This window comes from Pseudomonas rustica (assembly GCF_049959085.1).
Classification (GTDB): domain Bacteria; phylum Pseudomonadota; class Gammaproteobacteria; order Pseudomonadales; family Pseudomonadaceae; genus Aquipseudomonas; species Aquipseudomonas rustica.
Map to the genome: position 1 here is coordinate 5,658,549 of NZ_CP188200.1, position 20,520 is coordinate 5,679,068.

The 20,520-nt window shown below is 59.1% G+C and carries 17 protein-coding genes; 9 read left to right on the forward strand and 8 right to left on the reverse strand.

Annotation, left to right across the window (positions count from 1 at the left end; genetic code table 11):
* The first annotated feature begins 18 nt into the window (after positions 1-18).
* The 9 genes from atpD (at position 19) to ACP3TY_RS25715 (ending at position 11,279) form a co-directional block, all read left to right on the forward strand.
* Positions 19-1,398: a F0F1 ATP synthase subunit beta gene (gene atpD / locus ACP3TY_RS25675; protein ID WP_016984062.1), complete on the forward strand. Its 1,380-nt coding sequence runs from the start codon at positions 19-21 to the stop codon at positions 1,396-1,398.
* A 45-nt stretch (positions 1,399-1,443) separates the two neighbouring features.
* Positions 1,444-1,869, forward strand: coding sequence for a F0F1 ATP synthase subunit epsilon (locus ACP3TY_RS25680; RefSeq protein ID WP_053125284.1), 426 nt, complete (start codon positions 1,444-1,446; stop codon positions 1,867-1,869).
* Positions 1,870-1,985: 116 nt separating this feature from the next.
* Complete coding sequence (gene glmU, locus ACP3TY_RS25685) at positions 1,986-3,353, forward strand: bifunctional UDP-N-acetylglucosamine diphosphorylase/glucosamine-1-phosphate N-acetyltransferase GlmU (RefSeq protein ID WP_212550278.1); 1,368 nt, start codon at positions 1,986-1,988, stop codon at positions 3,351-3,353.
* 163 nt (positions 3,354-3,516) lie between these two features.
* Positions 3,517-4,293: a DeoR/GlpR family DNA-binding transcription regulator gene (locus ACP3TY_RS25690; RefSeq protein ID WP_053125280.1), complete on the forward strand. Its 777-nt coding sequence runs from the start codon at positions 3,517-3,519 to the stop codon at positions 4,291-4,293.
* Between the two features lie 2 nt (positions 4,294-4,295).
* Positions 4,296-6,128 carry a glutamine--fructose-6-phosphate transaminase (isomerizing) gene (glmS, locus tag ACP3TY_RS25695; RefSeq protein ID WP_426618766.1) on the forward strand — a complete coding sequence of 611 codons (1,833 nt, stop codon included), beginning with the start codon at positions 4,296-4,298 and terminating at the stop codon, positions 6,126-6,128.
* Between the two features lie 206 nt (positions 6,129-6,334).
* A complete protein-coding gene (locus tag ACP3TY_RS25700) occupies positions 6,335-7,534 on the forward strand; it encodes a Fic family protein (RefSeq protein WP_426618767.1) in 1,200 nt (399 codons plus the stop codon).
* 11 nt (positions 7,535-7,545) lie between these two features.
* Positions 7,546-8,472, forward strand: a complete 927-nt coding sequence (locus ACP3TY_RS25705; RefSeq protein ID WP_426618768.1) for a LysR family transcriptional regulator — start codon at positions 7,546-7,548, stop codon at positions 8,470-8,472.
* Between the two features lie 104 nt (positions 8,473-8,576).
* The gene (locus ACP3TY_RS25710; protein ID WP_212550286.1) at positions 8,577-9,203 is read left to right on the forward strand and encodes a glutathione S-transferase family protein; all 627 of its coding nucleotides are present in this window, start codon (positions 8,577-8,579) and stop codon (positions 9,201-9,203) included.
* A gap of 45 nt (positions 9,204-9,248) precedes the next feature.
* Positions 9,249-11,279: a pyridoxamine 5'-phosphate oxidase family protein gene (locus ACP3TY_RS25715; protein WP_426618769.1), complete on the forward strand. Its 2,031-nt coding sequence runs from the start codon at positions 9,249-9,251 to the stop codon at positions 11,277-11,279.
* A gap of 125 nt (positions 11,280-11,404) precedes the next feature.
* Here ACP3TY_RS25715 and ACP3TY_RS25720 read toward each other — a convergent pair whose 3' ends face one another.
* From ACP3TY_RS25720 to ACP3TY_RS25755, 8 genes are read right to left on the reverse strand one after another with little or no spacing between them, the layout of a single operon-like run.
* Positions 11,405-12,535, reverse strand: coding sequence for a glycosyltransferase family 4 protein (locus ACP3TY_RS25720; RefSeq protein WP_426618770.1), 1,131 nt, complete (start codon positions 12,533-12,535; stop codon positions 11,405-11,407).
* A gap of 1 nt (position 12,536) precedes the next feature.
* On the reverse strand, positions 12,537-13,667 hold the full coding sequence (locus ACP3TY_RS25725; protein ID WP_426618771.1) for a glycosyltransferase family 4 protein: 1,131 nt from the start codon (positions 13,665-13,667) through the stop codon (positions 12,537-12,539).
* Positions 13,651-15,027, reverse strand: a complete 1,377-nt coding sequence (locus ACP3TY_RS25730) for a glycosyltransferase family 4 protein (protein ID WP_426618772.1) — start codon at positions 15,025-15,027, stop codon at positions 13,651-13,653. Before ACP3TY_RS25730 ends, ACP3TY_RS25725 begins: the two co-directional genes overlap by 17 nt.
* Complete coding sequence (locus ACP3TY_RS25735) at positions 15,024-16,289, reverse strand: ABC transporter ATP-binding protein (protein ID WP_053125265.1); 1,266 nt, start codon at positions 16,287-16,289, stop codon at positions 15,024-15,026. The genes ACP3TY_RS25730 and ACP3TY_RS25735 overlap by 4 nt, the downstream gene beginning before the upstream one ends.
* The gene (locus ACP3TY_RS25740; RefSeq protein WP_053125263.1) at positions 16,289-17,086 is read right to left on the reverse strand and encodes an ABC transporter permease; all 798 of its coding nucleotides are present in this window, start codon (positions 17,084-17,086) and stop codon (positions 16,289-16,291) included. The genes ACP3TY_RS25735 and ACP3TY_RS25740 overlap by 1 nt, the downstream gene beginning before the upstream one ends.
* Entirely contained in the window at positions 17,087-18,529 is a 1,443-nt protein-coding gene (locus tag ACP3TY_RS25745) for a mannose-1-phosphate guanylyltransferase/mannose-6-phosphate isomerase (RefSeq protein ID WP_159813279.1), read from the reverse strand.
* Between the two features lie 3 nt (positions 18,530-18,532).
* The gene (gene gmd, locus ACP3TY_RS25750) at positions 18,533-19,504 is read right to left on the reverse strand and encodes a GDP-mannose 4,6-dehydratase (RefSeq protein ID WP_011336673.1); all 972 of its coding nucleotides are present in this window, start codon (positions 19,502-19,504) and stop codon (positions 18,533-18,535) included.
* Entirely contained in the window at positions 19,501-20,415 is a 915-nt protein-coding gene (locus ACP3TY_RS25755) for a GDP-mannose 4,6-dehydratase (protein ID WP_426618773.1), read from the reverse strand. The genes gmd and ACP3TY_RS25755 overlap by 4 nt, the downstream gene beginning before the upstream one ends.
* Positions 20,416-20,520: the final 105 nt, after the last annotated feature.

A 20,520-nucleotide genomic window follows, 5' to 3' on the forward strand; every position in this document is an offset into this window, starting at 1 on the left:
TATTCAGAGGATCCAGCTATGAGTAGCGGACGTATCGTTCAAATCATCGGCGCCGTTATCGACGTGGAATTTCCACGCGACAGCGTACCGAGCATCTACAACGCTTTGAAAGTCAAAAGCGATGCCGGCACCACTCTGGAAGTTCAGCAGCAGCTGGGCGACGGCGTGGTTCGTACCATTGCGATGGGTTCCACCGAGGGCTTGAAGCGCGGTCTGGAAGTTACCGATTCTGGCGCAGCCATCTCCGTACCGGTCGGTAAAGCGACCCTGGGCCGGATCATGGACGTCCTCGGTAACCCGATCGACGAAGCTGGCCCGATCGACACCGAAGAGCGTTGGGGCATTCACCGTCCAGCGCCTTCGTTCGCTGAACAGGCAGGCGGCAACGACCTGCTGGAAACCGGCATCAAGGTTATCGACCTGGTTTGCCCGTTTGCCAAAGGCGGTAAAGTCGGTCTGTTCGGTGGTGCCGGTGTAGGCAAAACCGTAAACATGATGGAACTGATCCGTAACATCGCCATCGAGCACAGCGGTTATTCCGTGTTCGCCGGTGTGGGTGAGCGTACTCGTGAGGGTAACGACTTCTACCACGAGATGAAGGACTCCAACGTTCTGGACAAAGTGGCACTGGTTTACGGTCAGATGAACGAGCCGCCGGGTAACCGTCTGCGCGTAGCACTGACCGGCCTGACCATGGCCGAGAAGTTCCGTGACGAAGGTAACGACGTTCTGCTGTTCGTCGACAACATCTATCGTTACACCCTGGCCGGTACTGAGGTATCCGCACTGCTGGGCCGTATGCCTTCGGCAGTAGGTTACCAGCCGACCCTGGCTGAAGAGATGGGCGTTCTGCAAGAACGTATCACTTCGACCAAGGAAGGTTCGATCACTTCGATCCAAGCGGTATACGTACCTGCGGATGACTTGACCGACCCGTCGCCAGCGACCACCTTCGCCCACTTGGACGCCACCGTCGTTCTGTCCCGTGACATCGCTTCCCTGGGTATCTACCCAGCGGTAGATCCACTGGATTCGACTTCGCGCCAGCTGGATCCGAACGTAATCGGCCAGGACCACTACGACACCGCTCGCGGCGTTCAGTACGTTCTGCAACGTTACAAAGAGCTGAAGGACATCATCGCGATCCTGGGTATGGACGAGCTGTCGGAAGCCGACAAGCAGTTGGTAAACCGTGCTCGTAAGATCCAGCGCTTCTTGTCGCAGCCGTTCTTCGTGGCTGAAGTCTTCACCGGTGCTTCGGGTAAATACGTTTCCCTGAAAGACACCATTGCTGGCTTCAAAGGCATCCTCAACGGTGACTACGACCACCTGCCAGAACAAGCGTTCTACATGGTTGGCGGCATCGAAGAAGCGATCGAGAAAGCCAAGAAACTGTAATCCCGGCGCCCGGCAACGGGCGCTAATTTAGGTTGAGGCAATCAGATGGCTATGACAGTCCATTGCGATATCGTCAGCGCGGAAGGGGAAATCTTTTCCGGCCTGGTCGAGATGGTGATTGCGCACGGTGCACTGGGTGATCTTGGTATCGCTCTGGGTCACGCGCCGCTGATCACTAATCTGAAGCCAGGTCCGATCCGCCTGATCAAGCAAGGCGGGGAAGCCGAGGTGTTCTACATCTCCGGTGGTTTCCTCGAGGTTCAGCCGAACATGGTCAAAGTGCTTGCCGATACCGTGCAACGTGCTGCCGACCTGGATGAAGCTCAGGCTCAAGCAGCTCTCAAGGCTGCCGAGCATGCTCTGCATGAAAAGGGCGCTGATTTCGACTACAGCGCTGCGTCAGCTCGTCTGGCCGAGGCTGCAGCTCAGCTGCGCACCGTCCAGCAGATCCGCAAGAAGTTTGGCGGTTAATCCGTCAGCCGCTTGTTGTGCGATTGATAAAAAAGGGTAGCCTCGGCTACCCTTTTTTCTTTTTCCGAATTCAAACCCGGTCGCAGTAGCTGACCACCCAGGATTGGTAGCCAGTCATGTCTCTTGAAATCGTTATCCTCGCGGCCGGTCAAGGCACTCGTATGCGTTCGGCCCTGCCGAAGGTTTTGCACCCGATTGCCGGCAACTCCATGCTGGGCCATGTTATCCACAGCGCCCGCCAACTCGATCCACAACGCATCCATGTAGTGATTGGCCATGGCGCCGATGTGGTGCGTGAACGTCTGGCGGCTGATGATCTGAATTTCGTCCTGCAGGACAAACAGCTCGGCACCGGCCACGCCACCGCCCAGGCTGTGCCATTCATTACCGCTGACACCGTGCTGATCCTTTACGGTGACGTTCCGCTGATCGAAGTCGAAACCCTGCAACGTCTGCTTAAGCACGTCGTGCCGGGGCAGATGGGTTTGCTCACCGTCGAACTCGACGACCCGACCGGTTACGGCCGTATCGTGCGCGATGCCGAGGGTAAGGTCGCGGCTATCGTTGAGCACAAAGACGCCAGCGAAGCGCAGCGCGCAATCACCGAAGGCAACACCGGCATTCTCGCCGTCCCGGCCGATCGTCTGGCCGACTGGATGAGCCGGCTGTCGAACAATAACGCTCAGGGCGAGTACTACCTAACCGACGTGATCGAAATGGCGGTCAACGATGGTCTGGTAGTGGCCACCGAACAACCGCACGACCCAATGGAAGTGCAGGGCGCCAACGATCGCAAACAACTGGCCGAGCTGGAGCGTCATTACCAGTTGCGCGCCGGCCGCCGTTTGATGGCGCAAGGCGTGACCCTGCGTGACCCGGCGCGTTTTGATGTGCGCGGTGAAGTGACCGTTGGTCGCGATGTGCTGATCGACATCAACGTGATCCTCGAAGGCAACGTTGTTATCGAAGACGACGTGGTGATCGGCCCGAACTGTGTGATCAAGGACAGCACCCTGCGCAAAGGCGTGGTGATCAAGGCCAACAGTCATATCGAAGGTGCCGTAATGGGCGAGGGCAGCGATGCCGGTCCGTTCGCGCGTCTGCGTCCGGGCACCGTGCTTGAAGCGCGCGCGCATGTGGGTAACTTTGTTGAGCTGAAGAATGCGCACATGGGCGAGGGCGCGAAGGCCGGTCACTTGACCTATTTGGGCGATGCCGAAATCGGTGCGCGCACCAACGTGGGTGCTGGCACCATCACCTGCAACTATGACGGCGCCAACAAGTGGAAAACCGTGTTAGGTGCAGATGTGTTCATCGGCTCCAATAACTCGTTGGTCGCGCCTGTGGATATCTCCGACGGTGCAACCACGGCGGCCGGCTCTACGATTACGCAGAATGTGGATAACGCGCAGTTGGCGGTTGGTCGCGCGCGGCAGAAGAACATTGATGGCTGGAAGCGGCCGGTGAAGATCAAAAAGGACTGAGTTATCCACAGCGGCTTTTTGAAGATCAAAAGATCGCAGCCTTCGGCAGCTCCTACGGGGACTGTCGGAGGGCTGCGATTTTTTTATAAGCAATGGGTTGACGATTTATGGCCAATAGGTTTTGATTGCTTCCGTTATCTTTCGAATCGAAACTTAAGCCGCCATGTCGAAACGCAACACGCCCCAACGCCGCCACAACATTCTCGCCTTGCTCAACGAGCAGGGCGAAGTCAGTGTGGATGAGCTAGCCAAGCGCTTCGAAACCTCTGAAGTTACGATTCGCAAGGATCTCGCCGCACTGGAAAGCCATGGCTTGTTGCTGCGCCGTTACGGCGGGGCGATCACCATGCCGCAGGAGCTGGTCGCGGAAACCGCGCAGAGCGTTTCCAAATACAAACAGGCGATTGCCCGCGCGGCGGTGAAACGCATCCGCGAGCACGCGCGCATCATCATCGACAGCGGCAGCACCACCGCCGCGATGATCCCCGAACTTGGCCAGCAGCCAGGTCTGGTGGTGATGACCAATTCCCTGCACGTCGCCAATGCCTTGAGCGAACTCGAACACGAACCGGTGTTGTTGATGACCGGTGGTACCTGGGATCCGCATTCGGAATCCTTTCAGGGCCAGGTCGCCGAGCAGGTACTACGCTCTTACGACTTCGACCAGTTGTTCATCGGCGCCGATGGTATCGATCTGGTGCGCGGTACCACGACCTTCAATGAACTGCTCGGTTTGAGCCGGGTCATGGCGGACGTGGCGCGGGAAGTCATCGTCATGGTCGAGGCCGACAAGATCGGCCGCAAGATTCCCAATCTGGAGCTGCCATGGAGCAGCGTCCATACCCTAATTACCGATGATCGCCTGCCCATCGATGCACGCGATCAGATCCAGGCCCGCGGTATCAACGTGATTTGCGCGGCTGTCAGTCAGGAGAAATAAGCATGTGTGGAATTGTCGGCGCAGTCGCTGAACGTAACATCACCGCCATCCTGCTCGAAGGCCTCAAACGCCTCGAATACCGTGGTTACGACAGCGCCGGTGTGGCGGTGTACACCAACGACGAAACCCTCGAGCGCATGCGTCGCCCGGGCAAAGTCAGCGAACTCGAAACTGCACTGGCCGAGCACCCGCTGGTGGGTCGTCTGGGTATCGCCCACACCCGTTGGGCCACCCACGGCGCGCCGTGCGAACGTAACGCCCACCCGCATTTCTCCGGCGAAATCGCCGTGGTGCATAACGGCATCATCGAGAACCACGAAGCCCTGCGCGAGCAACTGAAAGCGCTGGGCTACGTGTTCACCTCGGACACCGACACCGAAGTCATCGCCCACCTGCTCAACCATAAACTCAAGGATCAGCCTGATCTCACCGTGGCACTCAAAGCCACCGTCAAAGAACTGCATGGCGCTTATGGTCTGGCGGTGATCAACGCCAAGCAGCCGGATCGTCTGGTGGCCGCGCGCAGTGGCAGCCCGTTGGTGATTGGTCTGGGACTGGGCGAGAACTTCCTCGCTTCCGATCAATTGGCGCTGCGTCAGGTGACTGACCGCTTCATGTACCTGGAAGAAGGCGATATCGCCGAAATTCGCCGCGATAACGTGCAGATCTGGGACGTGAGCGGCAACGCTGTCGAGCGCCAGACCGTGCAGTACACCGACGGCGCCGAAGCTGCCGACAAAGGCGAATTCCGCCACTACATGCTCAAGGAAATCCACGAGCAACCGGCCGTTGTCCAGCGCACCCTCGAAGGTCGACTGAGCAATGATCAAGTGCTGGTGCAAGCTTTCGGTACGCAAGCCGCCGAGCTGTTCGCCAAAGTGCGCAACGTGCAGATCGTCGCCTGCGGCACCAGCTACCACGCCGGTATGGTCGCGCGTTATTGGCTGGAAGAACTGGCCGGCATCCCGTGCCAGGTCGAAGTCGCCAGCGAATTCCGCTACCGCAAAGTTGTGGTGCAGCCGGACACCTTGTTCGTGACCATCTCGCAATCCGGCGAAACCGCCGACACCCTGGCCGCCCTGCGCAATGCCAAAGAGCTGGGTTTCCTCGCCAGCCTGGCAATCTGCAACGTCGGCATCAGCTCGCTGGTGCGTGAATCCGACCTGACCCTGCTGACCCAGGCCGGCCGCGAAATCGGCGTCGCTTCGACCAAAGCCTTCACCACGCAACTGGTCGGCCTGTTGTTGTTGACCCTGTCGCTGGGCCAAGTGCGCGGCAGCCTCGCCAAAGGCGTTGAAGCCACTTTGGTCGAAGAATTGCGCCGCCTGCCAACCCGCCTCGGCGAAGCGCTGGCCATGGACAGCACCGTGGAAAAAATCGCCGAACTGTTCGCCGAAAAGAACCACACCTTGTTCCTCGGTCGTGGCGCGCAATTTCCGGTCGCGATGGAAGGTGCCTTGAAGCTCAAGGAAATCTCCTACATCCACGCCGAAGCCTACCCGGCCGGCGAACTGAAACACGGCCCGCTGGCGCTGGTGGATAACGACATGCCAGTGGTCACCGTTGCGCCCAACAACGAACTGCTGGAAAAGCTCAAATCCAACCTGCAGGAAGTCCGCGCCCGTGGCGGCGAACTGATCGTGTTCGCCGACGAAAAAGCCGGGATGACCAACGGCGAAGGCACCCACGTGGTGCAAATGCCGCACATCCACGACATCCTCTCGCCGATCCTCTATACGATCCCGCTGCAGTTGCTGTCGTACTACGTTGCGGTGCTCAAGGGCACGGACGTGGATCAGCCGCGTAATCTGGCGAAGTCGGTGACGGTGGAGTAATTGGTCTTACGCGGGGGCGAGAATTTCTTGCTCCTGCGTTGCTTTTTAGGCTCCAACACTCTCGCTATTTATCTTCAAAAAATCCGCAAATAAATCCGCGTATTACTCGAACTTCCGACTATTCCTACATTACCTATGGCTAGGTAAACCGGTGGTTGTGGCGTACTCTGAAATCCGCGAAAAAATCCGCGAATCTTGGAGGTCGAATGAGCGCTGAAGCTATCTTGGGGAATCATTGGCTGGAGCCGCTGGTTCCGACATTTCCCAGTGAAATTCTGCAATTGGCAGAGCAAGTGCCATTTCAGGCAGGAAAACTCAGCGCCATCGTTGCTCCGCAAATGGTTCGGCGAGTGGGTGGATTGCTGCGGGTCACCAGCAGCTTTTACAGCAATCTGATTGAGGGCCAATTTACTGAGCCGGTAACGCTTGCGCCGACAGCCCCGAGACGTAATCCCAAAGAGCTGACTGAGCTGGCGGTGACGCATATCGGTACACAGCAAGCTTTTGAACGAGCGCTGACACTGCACAACAAACTGCCTTGGGAGGCAATGTTCAGCAGCGCATTTGTTTCCCGGGTACATAAGCGCCTGTTTCAGGGGGCCAGCGGTGACCAATTGCATTTGCGCGACGCAAGTCGATTGGTGCCTGGCCAGCTTCGAGATGTAGCGGCCCAGGAAGTTCTCGTCGGCAATCATGCCGCGCCGTCCAGTCAATCCGTAACACCGATGCTCAATCGTATGCAGCAGGTCTACGGCCGCTTGCCCGATGCGCGGAGCCGCTTGCTCGCGGTCATGGCTTATCACCATCGATTAGCCTGGGTGCATCCTTTCGTTGATGGAAACGGTCGCACCGGCAGGCTGATCACCCACCTGCAACTGCAGAAACTGGGACTTGTATCGCCCTTGTGGTCGTTATCGCGAGGACTTGCTCGGCAGCAGGATACTTATTACGCGCGTTTGGCCAATGCGGACAAATCGCGTCGCGGTGATCTGGATGGGCTTGGTCAACTCACCCAAGCCGGGCTGTTCGAATTTGTCGGTTTCATGCTGGAGACCTGTCTGGATCAGATGCGCTATACCGAGCAGGCTCTGAACGTCTCCAACATGCGTGAAAGACTTCACACCATTTTTGCGTGGGACGAGCGTATTAAAAGGGCCGGTCTCAAGCCCGAGGCAGCACGTGCTTTGCACATTCTGCTGACTCAGGGCGTGCTGAGTCGGGCGGATTTCAAGATATTCACCGGACTGTCTGACCGGGTCGCGACTGATCAACTTAGAAGTCTTGTGCAGCTGGGACTTGTGGAAAGTGCTACGCCTAAAGCCCGAGATCTTTATCCGGGATTGCCCGTGTGGTTTGCACAGCTTCTATTTCCGGACTTGCATCAACGAATGATGGCTGCAAGCTAAGGAGTTGTTGAATGGATCGCTTCCAGGAAATGCACATCTTCACCACCGTAGCCCAAGAGCAAGGCTTCTCTGCGGCCGCGCGGCGTTTGGGCCTTTCCGCAGCAAGCGTGACGCGGGCGGTGGCGGCGCTGGAGTTGCGCATTGGTACGCAGTTGTTGATTCGTACCACGCGCAGTGTGCATTTGAGCGAGGCGGGGCAGCGTTATCTGGAGGATTGTCGGAGAATTCTCGCGGAGGTGCAGGAAGCCGAGGATTCGGCGGCGGGCAGTCATGCGCAGCCGCGTGGGCAATTGACGGTGACGGCGCCGGTGTTGTTCGGCGATCTGTTTGTAACGCCGGTGATGGCGGGTTATCTCGCGCAGTATCCGGAAGTCACGATCAACGCGGTGCTGGTCGACCGGATCGTCAACATGGTCGAAGAGGGTATCGATGTGGCGGTGCGCATCGGTGATCTGCCCGACAGCAGCCAGCATGCGATCCGGGTCGGTGAGGTGCGTCGGGTGATTTGTGGTTCGCCGGACTATTTCGCCAGGCACGGTCGGCCGATTCATCCTCATGCGCTGGCAGGCGTGCCCGTTGTGGCGACTTCAGCAATTGGCCAGCAACGCACCTGGCCGTTTCTCGATGGCGGCGAACCGTTCAGCGTGCGACCTGAACCGCGTCTGATCGTCACGGCCAATCAGGCTGCAATTACGGCGGCTGCCATGGGCTTGGGGATGACGCGAGTCTTGTCTTATCAGGTGGCGAGCAAGGTGGCTGCCGGTGAATTGGAAATCGTCCTCGCCGAATTCGAACTGCCCGCATTACCGATCCATGTGGTCTATCAGGGCGGGCGCAAGGCGCCGGCGCGGATCCGCAGTTTTGTCGATTTCGCGGTACAGGCTTTGCGCGAACATCCCGCGTTGAAAAATGCAGCGTTATTGCACGAGCTGAAATAATCGTTTGCAGTTACTGGTGATTCTGTTGTTTTCGCGATCAGGGGAAGATGGCCCCCTCGGCGCGCTCATCCCCGCAGCGGCGCCCCTGTTCAGCGGAGTCGACCATGCAAGCGATCAAACTCTACAACTTCCCGCGTTCTGGCCACGCTCATCGCGTCGAGTTGATGCTGTCCCTGCTGCAATTGCCGACCGAGCTGATTTTCGTCGATCTGGCCAAGGGTGAGCACAAGCAGCCCGCGTATCTGGCCATCAACAGCTTCGGCCAAGTCCCGGCGATTGATGACGGCGGCGTGGTGCTCGCCGATTCCAACGCTATTCTGGTGTATCTGGCGCAGAAGTATGGCAACGGACGTTGGCTGCCTGCGGATCCGGTCGGTGCCGCGCATGTGCAGCGTTGGTTGTCGGCAGCCGCCGGGCCGATTGCTTTCGGCCCTGCTGCTGCACGCTTGGTCACAGTATTCGGCGCGCAACTGAACGCTGATGAAGCCATCACCCGTGCGCACAACCTGCTGAAAGTGATGGACGTCGAACTGGGCAAAACTCCGTATCTGGCCGGCGAAGAACCGACCATCGCCGACGTCTCGGCCTACAGTTACATCGCTCATGCGCCGGAAGGCAATGTGTCGCTGGATGAGTACGGCAACGTTCGCGCCTGGCTGGCCCGGGTCGAAGCCTTGCCCGGTTTTGTCGGCATGCCGCGCACCGTCGCCGGCCTGCAAACCGCAGTCTGATTCCCGCAATCCACACTGTGCCGACGGTGCAGGGGAGAGGTCGTGATGGAACGTTCACCGTGGCACGCTGGCGAGCAACAGTTGCAGGCGAAAGTCGGGGTTGCCGAACGCATGGAGGCATTCGGGCGTAAGGTGATTCGCACGTGGATGCCGGATCAGCACCGTGAGTTCTATCAACAATTGCCCTTTATGCTGTACGGCGCCGTCGATGCGCAGGGTCGGCCGTGGGCCAGTGTGCTTGAAGGTGCGCCGGGGTTTGCTCATTCGCCGGATCCCGAGCACCTGCATTTCGCCAGCCAAACCTCGGCCGATGACCCGGCGCAACTGCGCAATGGCGAGCCGATCGGTTTGCTCGGCATCGAGCTGCACACCCGCCGGCGCAATCGCCTCAACGGCCATGTCGATAATCTGACCGCGCAGGGATTCGACGTCAGCGTCGATCAGGCTTTCGGCAACTGCCCGCAATACATTCAGTTGCGCCAGTTTCAGCGCGTGCCACTGACGGATCCGCAAACCCGCCCGGCTCAGCATCTGGACGCTCTCGATGAGACGGCCACGGCGTTGATCGAAGGCGCCGACACGTTCTTCGTCGCCAGTTATGTCGATGTTGATGGTCAGCGCGCGGTGGATGTTTCCCACCGCGGTGGGCAGCCAGGTTTCGTCCGGGTGGAAGGGAATCGTCTGACCATCCCCGACTTTGCCGGCAATCTGCATTTCAATACCCTCGGCAATTTATTGCTCAACCCCAAGGCCGGCCTGCTGTTCATCGACTTTTCCACAGGCGATGTACTGCAACTCAGCGGGCGCACCGAGATCATTCTCGAAGGCCCGCAAATCGAGGCGTTTCAAGGCGCGGAACGCCTGTGGACATTTGACGTGGAAAAACTGGTGCGACGTCCGGCAGCATTGGCGTTGCGCTGGCGCTTCGACGGCATGTCGCCGACCAGTCTGTTGACCGGTAACTGGGCCGAGGCGGACGCACGTTTGCAGGCGCAGGCGCTGGGCAATCAATGGCGGCCTCTGCGGGTGACGAAGATTGAAGCGGAGAGTCAGCACATTCGCTCGATCTATCTGGAGCCCGCCGATGGCGCCGGTTTGCCGGTGTTTCTTGCCGGTCAGCATTTGCCGCTGCGTTTCACCGTGGAGGGCGAGGTACACATTCGTACTTACAGCCTTTCGAGTGCGCCATCGGATGGTTTCTACCGGATCAGCGTCAAGCGTGAGGGCCTGATTTCGTCGCATCTGCATGAGCAGATTAATGTTGGCGATGTACTCGAAGCGCGTGCGCCGCAGGGGCATTTCACCGTCGTACCGCTGGAGCAGCGACCGTTGGTGTTGTTGGCGGCCGGTGTGGGAATTACGCCGTTGCTGTCGATGCTGCGCGAGGTGGTGTACCAGGGCTTACGGACGAGGAGGATTCGTCCGACGCTGTTGTTGCAGAGTTCACGCAGCCTGGCCGATCAACCGTTTCGCAAGGAGCTGGATCGCTTGCTGGAAACGTCTGGCGATGCGGTGCGGGTGTTGCGTTTGCTCAGCCAGCCGGAAGCCGATGTGCAGGAAGGTGCGGACTTCGATTTGCCGGGGCGGATTGACGGCGAGGTGTTGAGGAATGTGCTGGAGGTCGATGATTTCGACCAGATCGATTTTGTCCTCTGTGGCCCCAGTGGTTTTACCCAAGGGCTGTACGACACCCTGCGCGAACTGGATGTACGCGACGCGCAGATTTATGCGGAAACCTTTGGCCCGTCGACACTGAAACGTCAGGCCGATCCGGATGCAATCGTGATTGAGCAACCGCCCGTAGCGACCACTTCGGTTCCGGTGGTGTTCGAGCGTTCGGCGAAAGAGGCGCGTTGGCAGCCGGATGGCGGCAGTTTGCTGGAACTGGCGGAGAGCCGTGGATTGCGTCCGGAGTTCAGTTGCCGAGGTGGTTCATGTGGAACCTGCAAGACGCGGCTGGTCAGCGGCGCGGTGAATTATCCACAGGTGCCGGCGGATATGCCGGAGGCGGGGCATGTGCTGATTTGTTGTGCGGTGCCGGCGCAGAGCGGCCAACCCTTGGTCTTGGATTTATAAACCGATCCCTGTAGGAGCTGCCGAAGGCTCGGGCCGCGATCGGACGATCTTTTGATCTTGAAAACAAAAGTCAAAAGATCGCAGCCTTCGGCAGCTCCTACAGTGGAATGTGTTTCAGGCCGAAATCATGCGTAGGACAGGGATTTTTCTTCGAGCAATTCCTGATACAGCTCCGTCCATTTGCGGCCCATTTCATCGGCTGTGAATAACTGCCGATACCGCGCCTCCGCTTTCACCCCCATCGCCGCCGCACGCACCGGATCATCCCAGAGCGTACGCATCGCCTCGCGAAATGCCTGTGGATGACTCGGCGGCACCACCAATCCGGTCTCGTTGTGAATATTGATGTAACTGGTGCCGGTGCCGATCTCGCTGGAGATCATCGGTTTGCCGTACATCGCGCCTTCCAGCAGCGAAATACCGAACGCTTCCGAACGCAGGTGCGACGGGAAGACGATCGCGTAGCTCAATTGCAGCAACGCGACTTTGTCTTCATCGCCCAAGCGGCCGAGGAAATGAATGTTGCGCAGCCCCAACGCTGCAGCTTGCGCATGCAACTCTTGCTCAAGCGGGCCGGCGCCGACGATCACCACCGGGTAATCCACGTCTTTCAGCGCATTGAGCAGGATGTGCAGGCCTTTGTAATAACGCATGACCCCGACGAACAGGAAAAACTTATCCCCAAGCTGCTGGCGCCAGCGGTTCATGCGCTCGCTATCGGCCTGTGGATAACCGGCCTTGTTCAAACCGTAGGGGATGACTCGAGTCTTGTCCTGAAACTGCTGCAGCACATCGCTGGTGTGCAGGTAGTTTGGCGACGCCGCGACAATACGATCGGCGCTGGCGAGGAAGCGGTTCATCAGTGGCCGGTAAAGTTTCAGCAGGTGCTTCTGGCGAATGATGTCCGAGTGGTAGGTCACGACGCTGGGTTTTTGCATGCCGCTGGCGAAATGCACCAGATCCATAAACGGCCACGGGAAGTGATAGTTGACCACGTCAGCCTCGGCGGCCATTTCGCGAAACTGTTTGAACACGCTCCAGGAAAAACCGGTGGAGGCGAACTGAATGTCGAGTTTGGCGCGGTGCACTTCGTGGTGACCGAGTTTGACCACGGGCGGTGTCGGGTCGCTGCTGAGTGTCAGCACCTGACCGTCGATACCGTGCTGGGCGCCGCTTTCGCAGAGCTGGAAGATCACTTGTTCGATGCCGCCGACCGAGTCCGGCAGGTAAGTTTTGAAAAAGTGAAGTACGCGCATATCAACCTCCCATGGCCTGGCGGTAGGCACCGGCCGTGGCCTGTGCACAACGCTCCCAGGAAAAAAGCCGTGCCTGCTGCAATCCGGCTTCTCGGCATGCCTGCCAATGTGCTTGATCGTCGATCAAAAGGCTCATCGCATCGCGCAAGCCTTGTGCATCGTCAGCTTCAATATAGTTGCCGGCCGGGCCCGCTACTTCCGGCATCGCCGAAGAACCGGTGACCACCACCGGCGTGCCACTGGCCATTGCCTCCAGCACCGGCAGACCGAAACCTTCGTACAGCGAAGGAAAAATCAGTGCCCGCGCGCCGGCGAGCAATTGCGCCACGTGTTCATCGGGCAAGTAACCGAGCAGGCACACATGACCGCTGGCCAGGGCCTGACGCAATTCGTCACTGAATTGATCGCGCTGCCAGCCGGCCATGCCGACGATCAGCAGCGGAAAGCGCTCGCGCACGGCTTCTGGCAACAAGGCGTGGGCGCGCAGGGCCAGCGTCAGGTTTTTGCGCGGTTCCAGCGTGCCGACGCAGAGGAAATACTCACGCGCCGTTACCGCGTGCGTTTTGAGCACCGCGTCGATCGCCAATGGCTCACGCGGATGAAAGCGTGCCGCGACGCCCAACGGGGCGACCACAAAGCGCTCGGCCGGCAAGCCGAAATAATCCTGAGCCTCATCGGCGATGGCTTGCGAGTCGGTGAGAATCAACTGCGCCTGCGCAACGCCGATCGCCAGTCGCCGCTCGATTTCCTTGAGCCGCGCGGCGGGCTGCGTGTCGGGGAAGTGCAGGTGCGTGAGGTCGTGCAAAGTAATCACCGTCGGGCCGTCGAAGGCCAGCGGCCACAGGCTCGGCTCGTGGTACAGATCGATGCCTTGCGCGCGACCCTGATCGAAACGCTTCTGCTCCAGCCAGCGCCGCGCCTGATAGGCCCCGGGGATTTGCCGCAGCAGTGGCGTCAATCGTGAGTAACCGGGCATGGCCGCTTCCGGCAGCGCCGAACTCCAGCCCCAGCCGTGGAACAGCGTGACTTCGACGTCGGGTTCATTGCGCAAGGCGTTGACCAGTTCGGCGACGTAGTGGCCGATGCCGGTGCGCGGCGCCTGCAGAATTCTGGCGTTAAGCGCTATGCGCATGCTGCTTCTCTTCGGTAGGCAGCGATGTGTTCAGGTTGCGCTCGATACGCTGAACCAATTGCGCGCTCGCTTCGCGCCAACTGAGCCAACGCCATTGTTCAAGGCTCAGGGCGGCCGGAAACTTGCCGGAGTGCTCCATACCGGTCACCAGATCGGTCAGGCTTTGCGGGTCTGCCAGATCGAAATAGGCCATGTAGTCGCCGCCGATTTCGCGGAACACCGGAATATCGCTGGCCATTGCCGGTAATCCACGTTGCATGGCTTCCACCAGTGGCAAGCCGAAACCTTCGACGTAAGACGGGAACACCAGCGCGGTGGCGTGGGAATAGGCATGTTCCAGACTTCTGTCCGACAGAGAGTTGTACATGAACAAACGGCGGTTCAGTTCTGGATGCTTGCGAATGCGCTCGACCAAGGCATCACACTTCCAGCCAATTTTCCCGACAATGCACAAGCGTGCCGTGGATCCCGTGGCCCAGGCGCGTTCGAAGGCATCCAGCAGATAAGCATGGTTTTTGCGCGGCTCGATGGTGCTGACCATGAGGAACACCGGCTCGGCCGTTTTGAACATCTGCAGCAAGGCTCGATCAACCTCGGCACCGGCATCGCTCAGATCCAGTTCCGAGCCCAGGTGGAAGTAATCAAACCAGCGTTGTTCGACTTGTTGCGCGCCAATCCGGCGCAGCATCTCCTCGCGAACCTGATCACGGATGGTGGTCGAAATCGCCACGTAGCCATCGGCCGTGCGGGCGATCCAGTCGAACCAGTCGTTGAAAACCTTGACCAGGCCGGCATCGCAGAACTGCGGATGGGTCAGGGGGATCAGGTCGTAAATCACCGAGATGATACCGACGCCGTCACGCTTGAGTTGCTCGGCCAAGGGGAAAAAATTGGCGTGCCATGACGAGTCGAGCAACACCAATTGATCGCCCGCCCGGTGGGCTAACGGGACGCAACGTTCGGGAATGGTTTTACCTTTCAGGACTCGTTCGAGCACGCGCATAGGCAAACTGAAACAGGCAAATGCGCTGAGCCGGCAGCCGACGTAGAGCACTCGGCGGGCAAAATGCGACTGGCTGAACGGACGACGTCGCTCCAATGCACGGTGGCGCAGCCAGAAGGTGTTGGCCCATTGCTCCAGCTTCACGCGCAGGCTCACCAGGTCGAGCTTGGGTGATTTCAGCGGGGCCAGACTTTTCACTTCATAGAGACCGCCATCAATCATCACCACCGGGATGCACTCGACAGTTTCATCGGCCGCCGGCAGTTGCTGGATGACGTTGCGCACCACGCGTTGAATGCCGGAGTTGGCGGTCGGGTGTTCGAAAACGTAAGTGCACTCCACCAACAGTCGCGTCATCGCAAGATCTCCATATCAGGCGTTTGTACAAGGGGTTCACTGGAGCGGGTGATGTCGGTTTGCGCTTGCAGCCACGAGCAGCCGACAAAGTCTTCCTGGCGATTGTTGATGACGTGGAAGACCAGGCCGTAATCGCGCCATTCGAAGTTGCGATCCAGGTGTGAGTCGAGACGTGACAGGCTCAAAGCGACCGAATAACTGCCCTTGCCCAGACGCATGTCGAAGGCGAAGCGGAAGGTCACGCGCTCGCCGGCGCTCAGGTCGGTGACGGCTTTGTCGAGGCGATGGGTGTTGATCCCGTAGATGGCCTGACCCAGCCGATCCTTGATCATGAAACCGAGAATCAGCCGTTCGATGTCTTTACGAACTTCGGTCTGCACCTCCAGCACCACAGGCTGACCGACTTCTGCGACTTCGAGGCTGCGCCCGCGTGCATCGAGCAGGCGCACGCTGATAATCCCCGCTTCGCCGGTGCCGGAAATGGTTTGCACCTGACCGTTGGCAAGCATTTCCTGGCGTACCGTCTGCCCCTCGCGCTGAGCGAGCATGGCGTTGTAATAGTCCATGACTTCTTCGGGTTTGCCGCGCATGGCCAGACGCCCGTTTTCGAGAAGAATGGCGCTGTCGCAGATCGACTGAATGGCCGAGCGGTCATGGGAGACGATCAGCAGAGTGGTACCGGCCGCGCGGAAGCTGCGTATGCGTTCGAAGCTTTTGTGCTGGAAGTAGGCATCACCGACCGACAAGGCTTCGTCGACGATCAGAATGTCCGGGCGTCGCGCGGTGGCGACACTGAACGCCAGACGCATCTGCATCCCGCTGGAATAGGTGCGTACGGGTTGATCGATGGCTTCGCCGATTTCGGCAAAGCTTTCGATTTGCGGCATCAGTTGTTCAATCTCTTCGACTTGCATGCCCAATAACTGACCCGACATGAAGGCGTTCTGTCGGCCGGTGAAGTCCGGGTGAAAACCCATGCCCAGTTCCAGCAGCGCGGCAACCCGACCCTCCAGTTGAATGTGGCCACAGGTCGGCTGGGTGGTGCCGGTGATCATTTTCAGCAGGGTGCTTTTACCGGCGCCGTTGACGCCGACGATGCCGACGGCCTCCCCGGGTTTGATCTCGAAGTCGACGTCTTGCAGGATCCAGTGCTGGTGGTGGCGGGTTCCGGAAAACGGCACCAGCCATTCAAACAGGCGGCTCCAGCGATTCGGGTACTGTTTGTAGGCCTTGCCCAGGCCGGTAACGCGTATATGTCCCATCAGAGCTCGTCCACCATTTCACCGACGCGATGACGAAACAGCCGCAACGCCATGGCGCAGAGCAACAGACCGATGATTAACAACGGAATCAGCGAGGACCAGTCCGGCCATTGGTTATAGAGAAACACATTCTGGTAACTGGTCATCAGGGGGGTCATCGGGTTCAGTCCGATAACGTGTTGAATGCCCGGCGGCAGAATCGACAGCGGGTAAACGATCGGTGTCAGCCAGAACCAGAATTGCAGGCAAATTCCGAACATCTGACCGACGTCGCGAAAGAACACGTTAAGAATGCCAAGCAACATCCCCAGCCCGGCGGCGAAGATCACTTGCAGGATCAGCAGCGGGATCAACGCCAGCAAAGCCATGCCAGGCAAGCGTCCGCTGATCAGCAGGAAGCCGAAGAACAATCCCAGAATGATCGCGAAGTTGATGCCGGCATTGAGGAGCGCAATCACCGGCAGACAGATACGCGGGAAGCTGATTTTTTTCAGCAGGTTGGCGTTTTCGAGGAACATGCCCTGGCTGCGCGAGGTAATTTCGGCGAACAGTCCCCAGGTCAGCAGGCCTGCACACAGGTAGACGCTGTAAGCCAGGCCGTCATCAACACCCGGCAGGCGCGCGCGCATGATCTGGGAAAAAATCACTGTGTAGACCACGATCATCGACAGCGGGTTGAGCACAGTCCACAGCGCACCGAACAGCGAGTTGCGATACCGCGATTGAAACTCCCGCTTGACGCTACCGAGGATGAATCCCCGATAGCTGTACAACGAGCGGTACAGGGAAAGCAGCATTTAAACCGTCCTGCCGTATTGGTCTTCGAAGCGGACGATGTCGTCCTCTCCCAGGTATTCGCCGCTTTGCACTTCGATGATCACCAGATCGATCACCCCGGGGTTTTCCAGGCGATGTTTGTGGCCGGCGGCAATAAAGGTCGATTCATTTTTCGCCACCAGCGTGGTGCCGGTGCCGTTGTTGGTGACCTTGGCCATGCCTTCGACGACCACCCAGTGTTCGTTGCGGTGATGGTGCATTTGCAGGGACAGCTTGCCACCGGGTTTGACCACGATGCGCTTGATCTTGAAGCGTGGGCCTTCTTCGAGAACCGTGTAAGTCCCCCACGGGCGGCTGACGGTACGGTGCAGCCGATAGGCTTCGTGGGATTTGTCCTTGAGTTGCTTGGCCACCCGACGCACGTCCTGCGCACGGTCGGCGTGGGCCACCAGCACCGCGTCGGCGGTGTCGACGATGATCAGGTTATCCACACCCACCGTTGCCACCAGCCGGTCTTCGCTCTGCACGAAGTTATTGTGGCTATCAATGAAGATCGCGTCGCCGCTGGCGCGGTTGTTGTCGGCATCGGCGGGCACCAGAGCCGCGACGGCGCCCCACGAACCGATGTCGCTCCAGTCAAAACCGGCCGGCACCACCACGACTTTTTCCGAGCGTTCCATCAGCGCGTAGTCGATGGAGATGTCGGTGATTTCCGCGAACAGCGCCGGTGACAGCTCTTGTTGCAGGCAACCGACGGTTTCGATCGGTGCGCTGGCGGCCATGCAGGCGCGGGTCTGTTCCAGCAGTTCAGGCGCGTGCAATTGCAGTTCGGCAATCACCGCCGCCGTGGTGAAGCAGAACATCCCCGAGTTCCACAGGAAGTTGCCGCTTTCCAGGTAATGCGTGGCGGTTTGCAGATCGGGTTTCTCGACGAAACGCTGCACTTTCGCCGCGCCTTTGGCGTCCAGCGGCGCGCCGGTTTCGATGTAGCCGAAGCCGGTTTCCGGCGCGGTCGGGATCACACCGAAAGTCACCAGATAACCGTCCTTGGCCAGATTCACTGCGTGTTCCACGGCGGTTTTCAGTGCGTCCTGATTGACGATCAAATGGTCAGCGGGCATCACCACCATGATCGCGTCATCACCGTGCAGCGCTTGCAGCGACAAGGCTGCGGCAGCGATGGCCGGGGCGGTGTTGCGCCCGGTCGGCTCCAGCAGGAAGTGCCCGCGATGGCGCGAGACGTGGGCGGCGCAATAGTGGTCCTTGCTCTGGAAGTAGTACTCGCGATTGGTCACCGTGACGATGTCGCCCCAGCCGTCGAGCAAAGCTGCCGCGCGCTGGTAGGTCTTGCCGAGCAGCGACTGGCCGTCGGGCAAATTCATGAACGGTTTCGGATGGCCCTCGCGGGACACCGGCCACAAACGAGTGCCGGCACCGCCGGACAAAATCACGGGGATCAGCATGGCCTACTCCTTGGCGACGCGTTTCATGTCCGCATCCATCATCATGCGGATCAAGGTATCCAGGTCGGTTTTCGGCTTCCAGCCCAGCACGCGCTGAGCCTTGGCCGGATTGCCGAGCAGCACTTCAACTTCGGCCGGGCGGAAAAACGCCGGGTCGATCTTCACGTAATCGCGGTAGTTGAGGCCGACGTGATCGAAGGCGATGCGGCACATCTCGCGCACCGTGGTGGTGACGCCGGTAGCGACCACGAAATCGTCAGGCTTGTCCTGTTGCAGCATCAGCCACATGGCTTCGACGTAATCGCCGGCAAAACCCCAGTCGCGTTTCGCATCAATGTTGCCCAAGGCCAGCTCCTGCTGTTTGCCTTGCTTGATGCGAGCGGCAGCGTCGGTGACCTTGCGGGTGACGAACTCAATGCCGCGCAGTGGCGATTCATGGTTGAAGAGGATGCCGCTGCTGGCGTGCAGGTTGAAGCTTTCGCGATAGTTGACGGTGATCCAGTGGCCGTAGAGCTTGGCCACGCCGTACGGGCTGCGCGGATAGAACGGCGTGTTCTCGTCCTGCTGCTCAGCCTGGATAAGGCCGAACATTTCGCTGGTCGAGGCCTGATAGAAGCGCGTGTGCGGGCTGAACTGACGAATCGCTTCAAGCAAGTGCGTGACGCCCAGACCATCAACGATGCCGGTGGTCACCGGTTGATCCCAGGAGGCGGCGACAAAACTTTGCGCAGCGAGGTTATAGACTTCGTCCGGCGCTGACTTGATGACCGCGCGCTGTACCGAGCAGGCATCGGCCATGTCGCCGTCGAGATAAACGATGTCGGCTTCGACACCCATCTCGCGCAGGCGCCAGCGCGAATCGCTACTGCGTCGTGCCACCAGGCCATGAACCTTGTAGCCCTTGTCGAGCAACAGTTTCGCCAGATAAGCGCCGTCCTGGCCGGTGATCCCTGTGATCAGTGCACTTTTAGTCATTCTTGTTTTACTCGCTTCTCCCAGTCGGACAGGATCGCCCGCAGGGATTGTTGTGTGGTGATGTCAGGCGTCCATCCTGTGGTTTTGGTCAGCCGTTCATGGCTGCCGCAAACGCGACGCTGATCGGCGCGTCGCATACGTGCCGGATCCTGAACCAGTTGCATGGTTACTTCGGCCAGATCGGCCAGTTGTTCAATCAGACTGCGGATGCTCTGCTCCCGCCCCGAGCAGATGTTGTAAACCTGTCCTGCCTGGCCCTTTTCCAGCAACGCGAAATACGCCGAGACCACGTCGCCAACATCGAGAAAATCGCGGCTGACGTCAATATCGCCGACTTCCAGTTGTGGTGCTTGCAGACCTTGCTTGATGCGAATGATCTGTCGCGCCGCGCTGGCGATGACAAAACTGTCTTTCTGCCCGCTGCCGATGTGGTTGAACGGCCGCGCGACCAGTACCGGCCAGCCCTCACTCAAACCCCATTGCAGGCTGAGAAACTCGGCCGAGATTTTGCTCACCGCGTACGGGTTGCGCGGGCAGGGCGCTTGTTGTTCGGTGATTGGCAGATCGTTCTCGCTGACCTGACCGTAAACGTCGCCAGAGCTGACGTACAGAAAGGTGCCCTGAAAACCACGGGCCTTGAGGGCCTGTAACAGGTTGAGGGTGCCGAGCAGATTGATGTCGAAGGTGCGGGCCGGGTCGCGGAAGGCTTCGGGGACGAATGTCTGGCCAGCCAGATGAATGACCGCGTCAGGCATGTGCGGCCACAGGTCGATGAGGCTGTCGGGATCCGTCAGGTCGAAACGTGAAGCCGCAGGCAGCAGTTCCCACGCAGAATCAGGCGAGGCCAAACGTGACTGAATATGTTGTCCAACGAATCCACTGAGACCCGTGACGAACAGACGCTTTTTCAAACAGCGACCCCTTGGTCTTGGTTTTCGCAGCACTTCCTACAGGCTTTAGAGAAGGGTCTGTCAGATCGGTGGAAAAACCCGCTAAGACGACAGGCGAAAACGTTG

Coding starts and splice junctions, on each gene's coding strand:
- ACP3TY_RS25705 (WP_426618768.1), top strand. CDS start 7,546: ATGGATCGCTTCCAGGAAATGCACATCTTCACCACCGTAGCCCAAGAG.
- ACP3TY_RS25700 (WP_426618767.1), top strand. CDS start 6,335: ATGAGCGCTGAAGCTATCTTGGGGAATCATTGGCTGGAGCCGCTGGTT.
- atpD (WP_016984062.1), top strand. CDS start 19: ATGAGTAGCGGACGTATCGTTCAAATCATCGGCGCCGTTATCGACGTG.
- ACP3TY_RS25725 (WP_426618771.1), bottom strand. CDS start 13,667: ATGCGCATAGCGCTTAACGCCAGAATTCTGCAGGCGCCGCGCACCGGC.
- glmS (WP_426618766.1), top strand. CDS start 4,296: ATGTGTGGAATTGTCGGCGCAGTCGCTGAACGTAACATCACCGCCATC.
- ACP3TY_RS25715 (WP_426618769.1), top strand. CDS start 9,249: ATGGAACGTTCACCGTGGCACGCTGGCGAGCAACAGTTGCAGGCGAAA.
- ACP3TY_RS25680 (WP_053125284.1), top strand. CDS start 1,444: ATGGCTATGACAGTCCATTGCGATATCGTCAGCGCGGAAGGGGAAATC.
- ACP3TY_RS25710 (WP_212550286.1), top strand. CDS start 8,577: ATGCAAGCGATCAAACTCTACAACTTCCCGCGTTCTGGCCACGCTCAT.
- ACP3TY_RS25720 (WP_426618770.1), bottom strand. CDS start 12,535: ATGCGCGTACTTCACTTTTTCAAAACTTACCTGCCGGACTCGGTCGGC.
- gmd (WP_011336673.1), bottom strand. CDS start 19,504: ATGACTAAAAGTGCACTGATCACAGGGATCACCGGCCAGGACGGCGCT.
- ACP3TY_RS25730 (WP_426618772.1), bottom strand. CDS start 15,027: ATGACGCGACTGTTGGTGGAGTGCACTTACGTTTTCGAACACCCGACC.
- ACP3TY_RS25690 (WP_053125280.1), top strand. CDS start 3,517: ATGTCGAAACGCAACACGCCCCAACGCCGCCACAACATTCTCGCCTTG.
- glmU (WP_212550278.1), top strand. CDS start 1,986: ATGTCTCTTGAAATCGTTATCCTCGCGGCCGGTCAAGGCACTCGTATG.
- ACP3TY_RS25745 (WP_159813279.1), bottom strand. CDS start 18,529: ATGCTGATCCCCGTGATTTTGTCCGGCGGTGCCGGCACTCGTTTGTGG.
- ACP3TY_RS25735 (WP_053125265.1), bottom strand. CDS start 16,289: ATGGGACATATACGCGTTACCGGCCTGGGCAAGGCCTACAAACAGTAC.
- ACP3TY_RS25740 (WP_053125263.1), bottom strand. CDS start 17,086: ATGCTGCTTTCCCTGTACCGCTCGTTGTACAGCTATCGGGGATTCATC.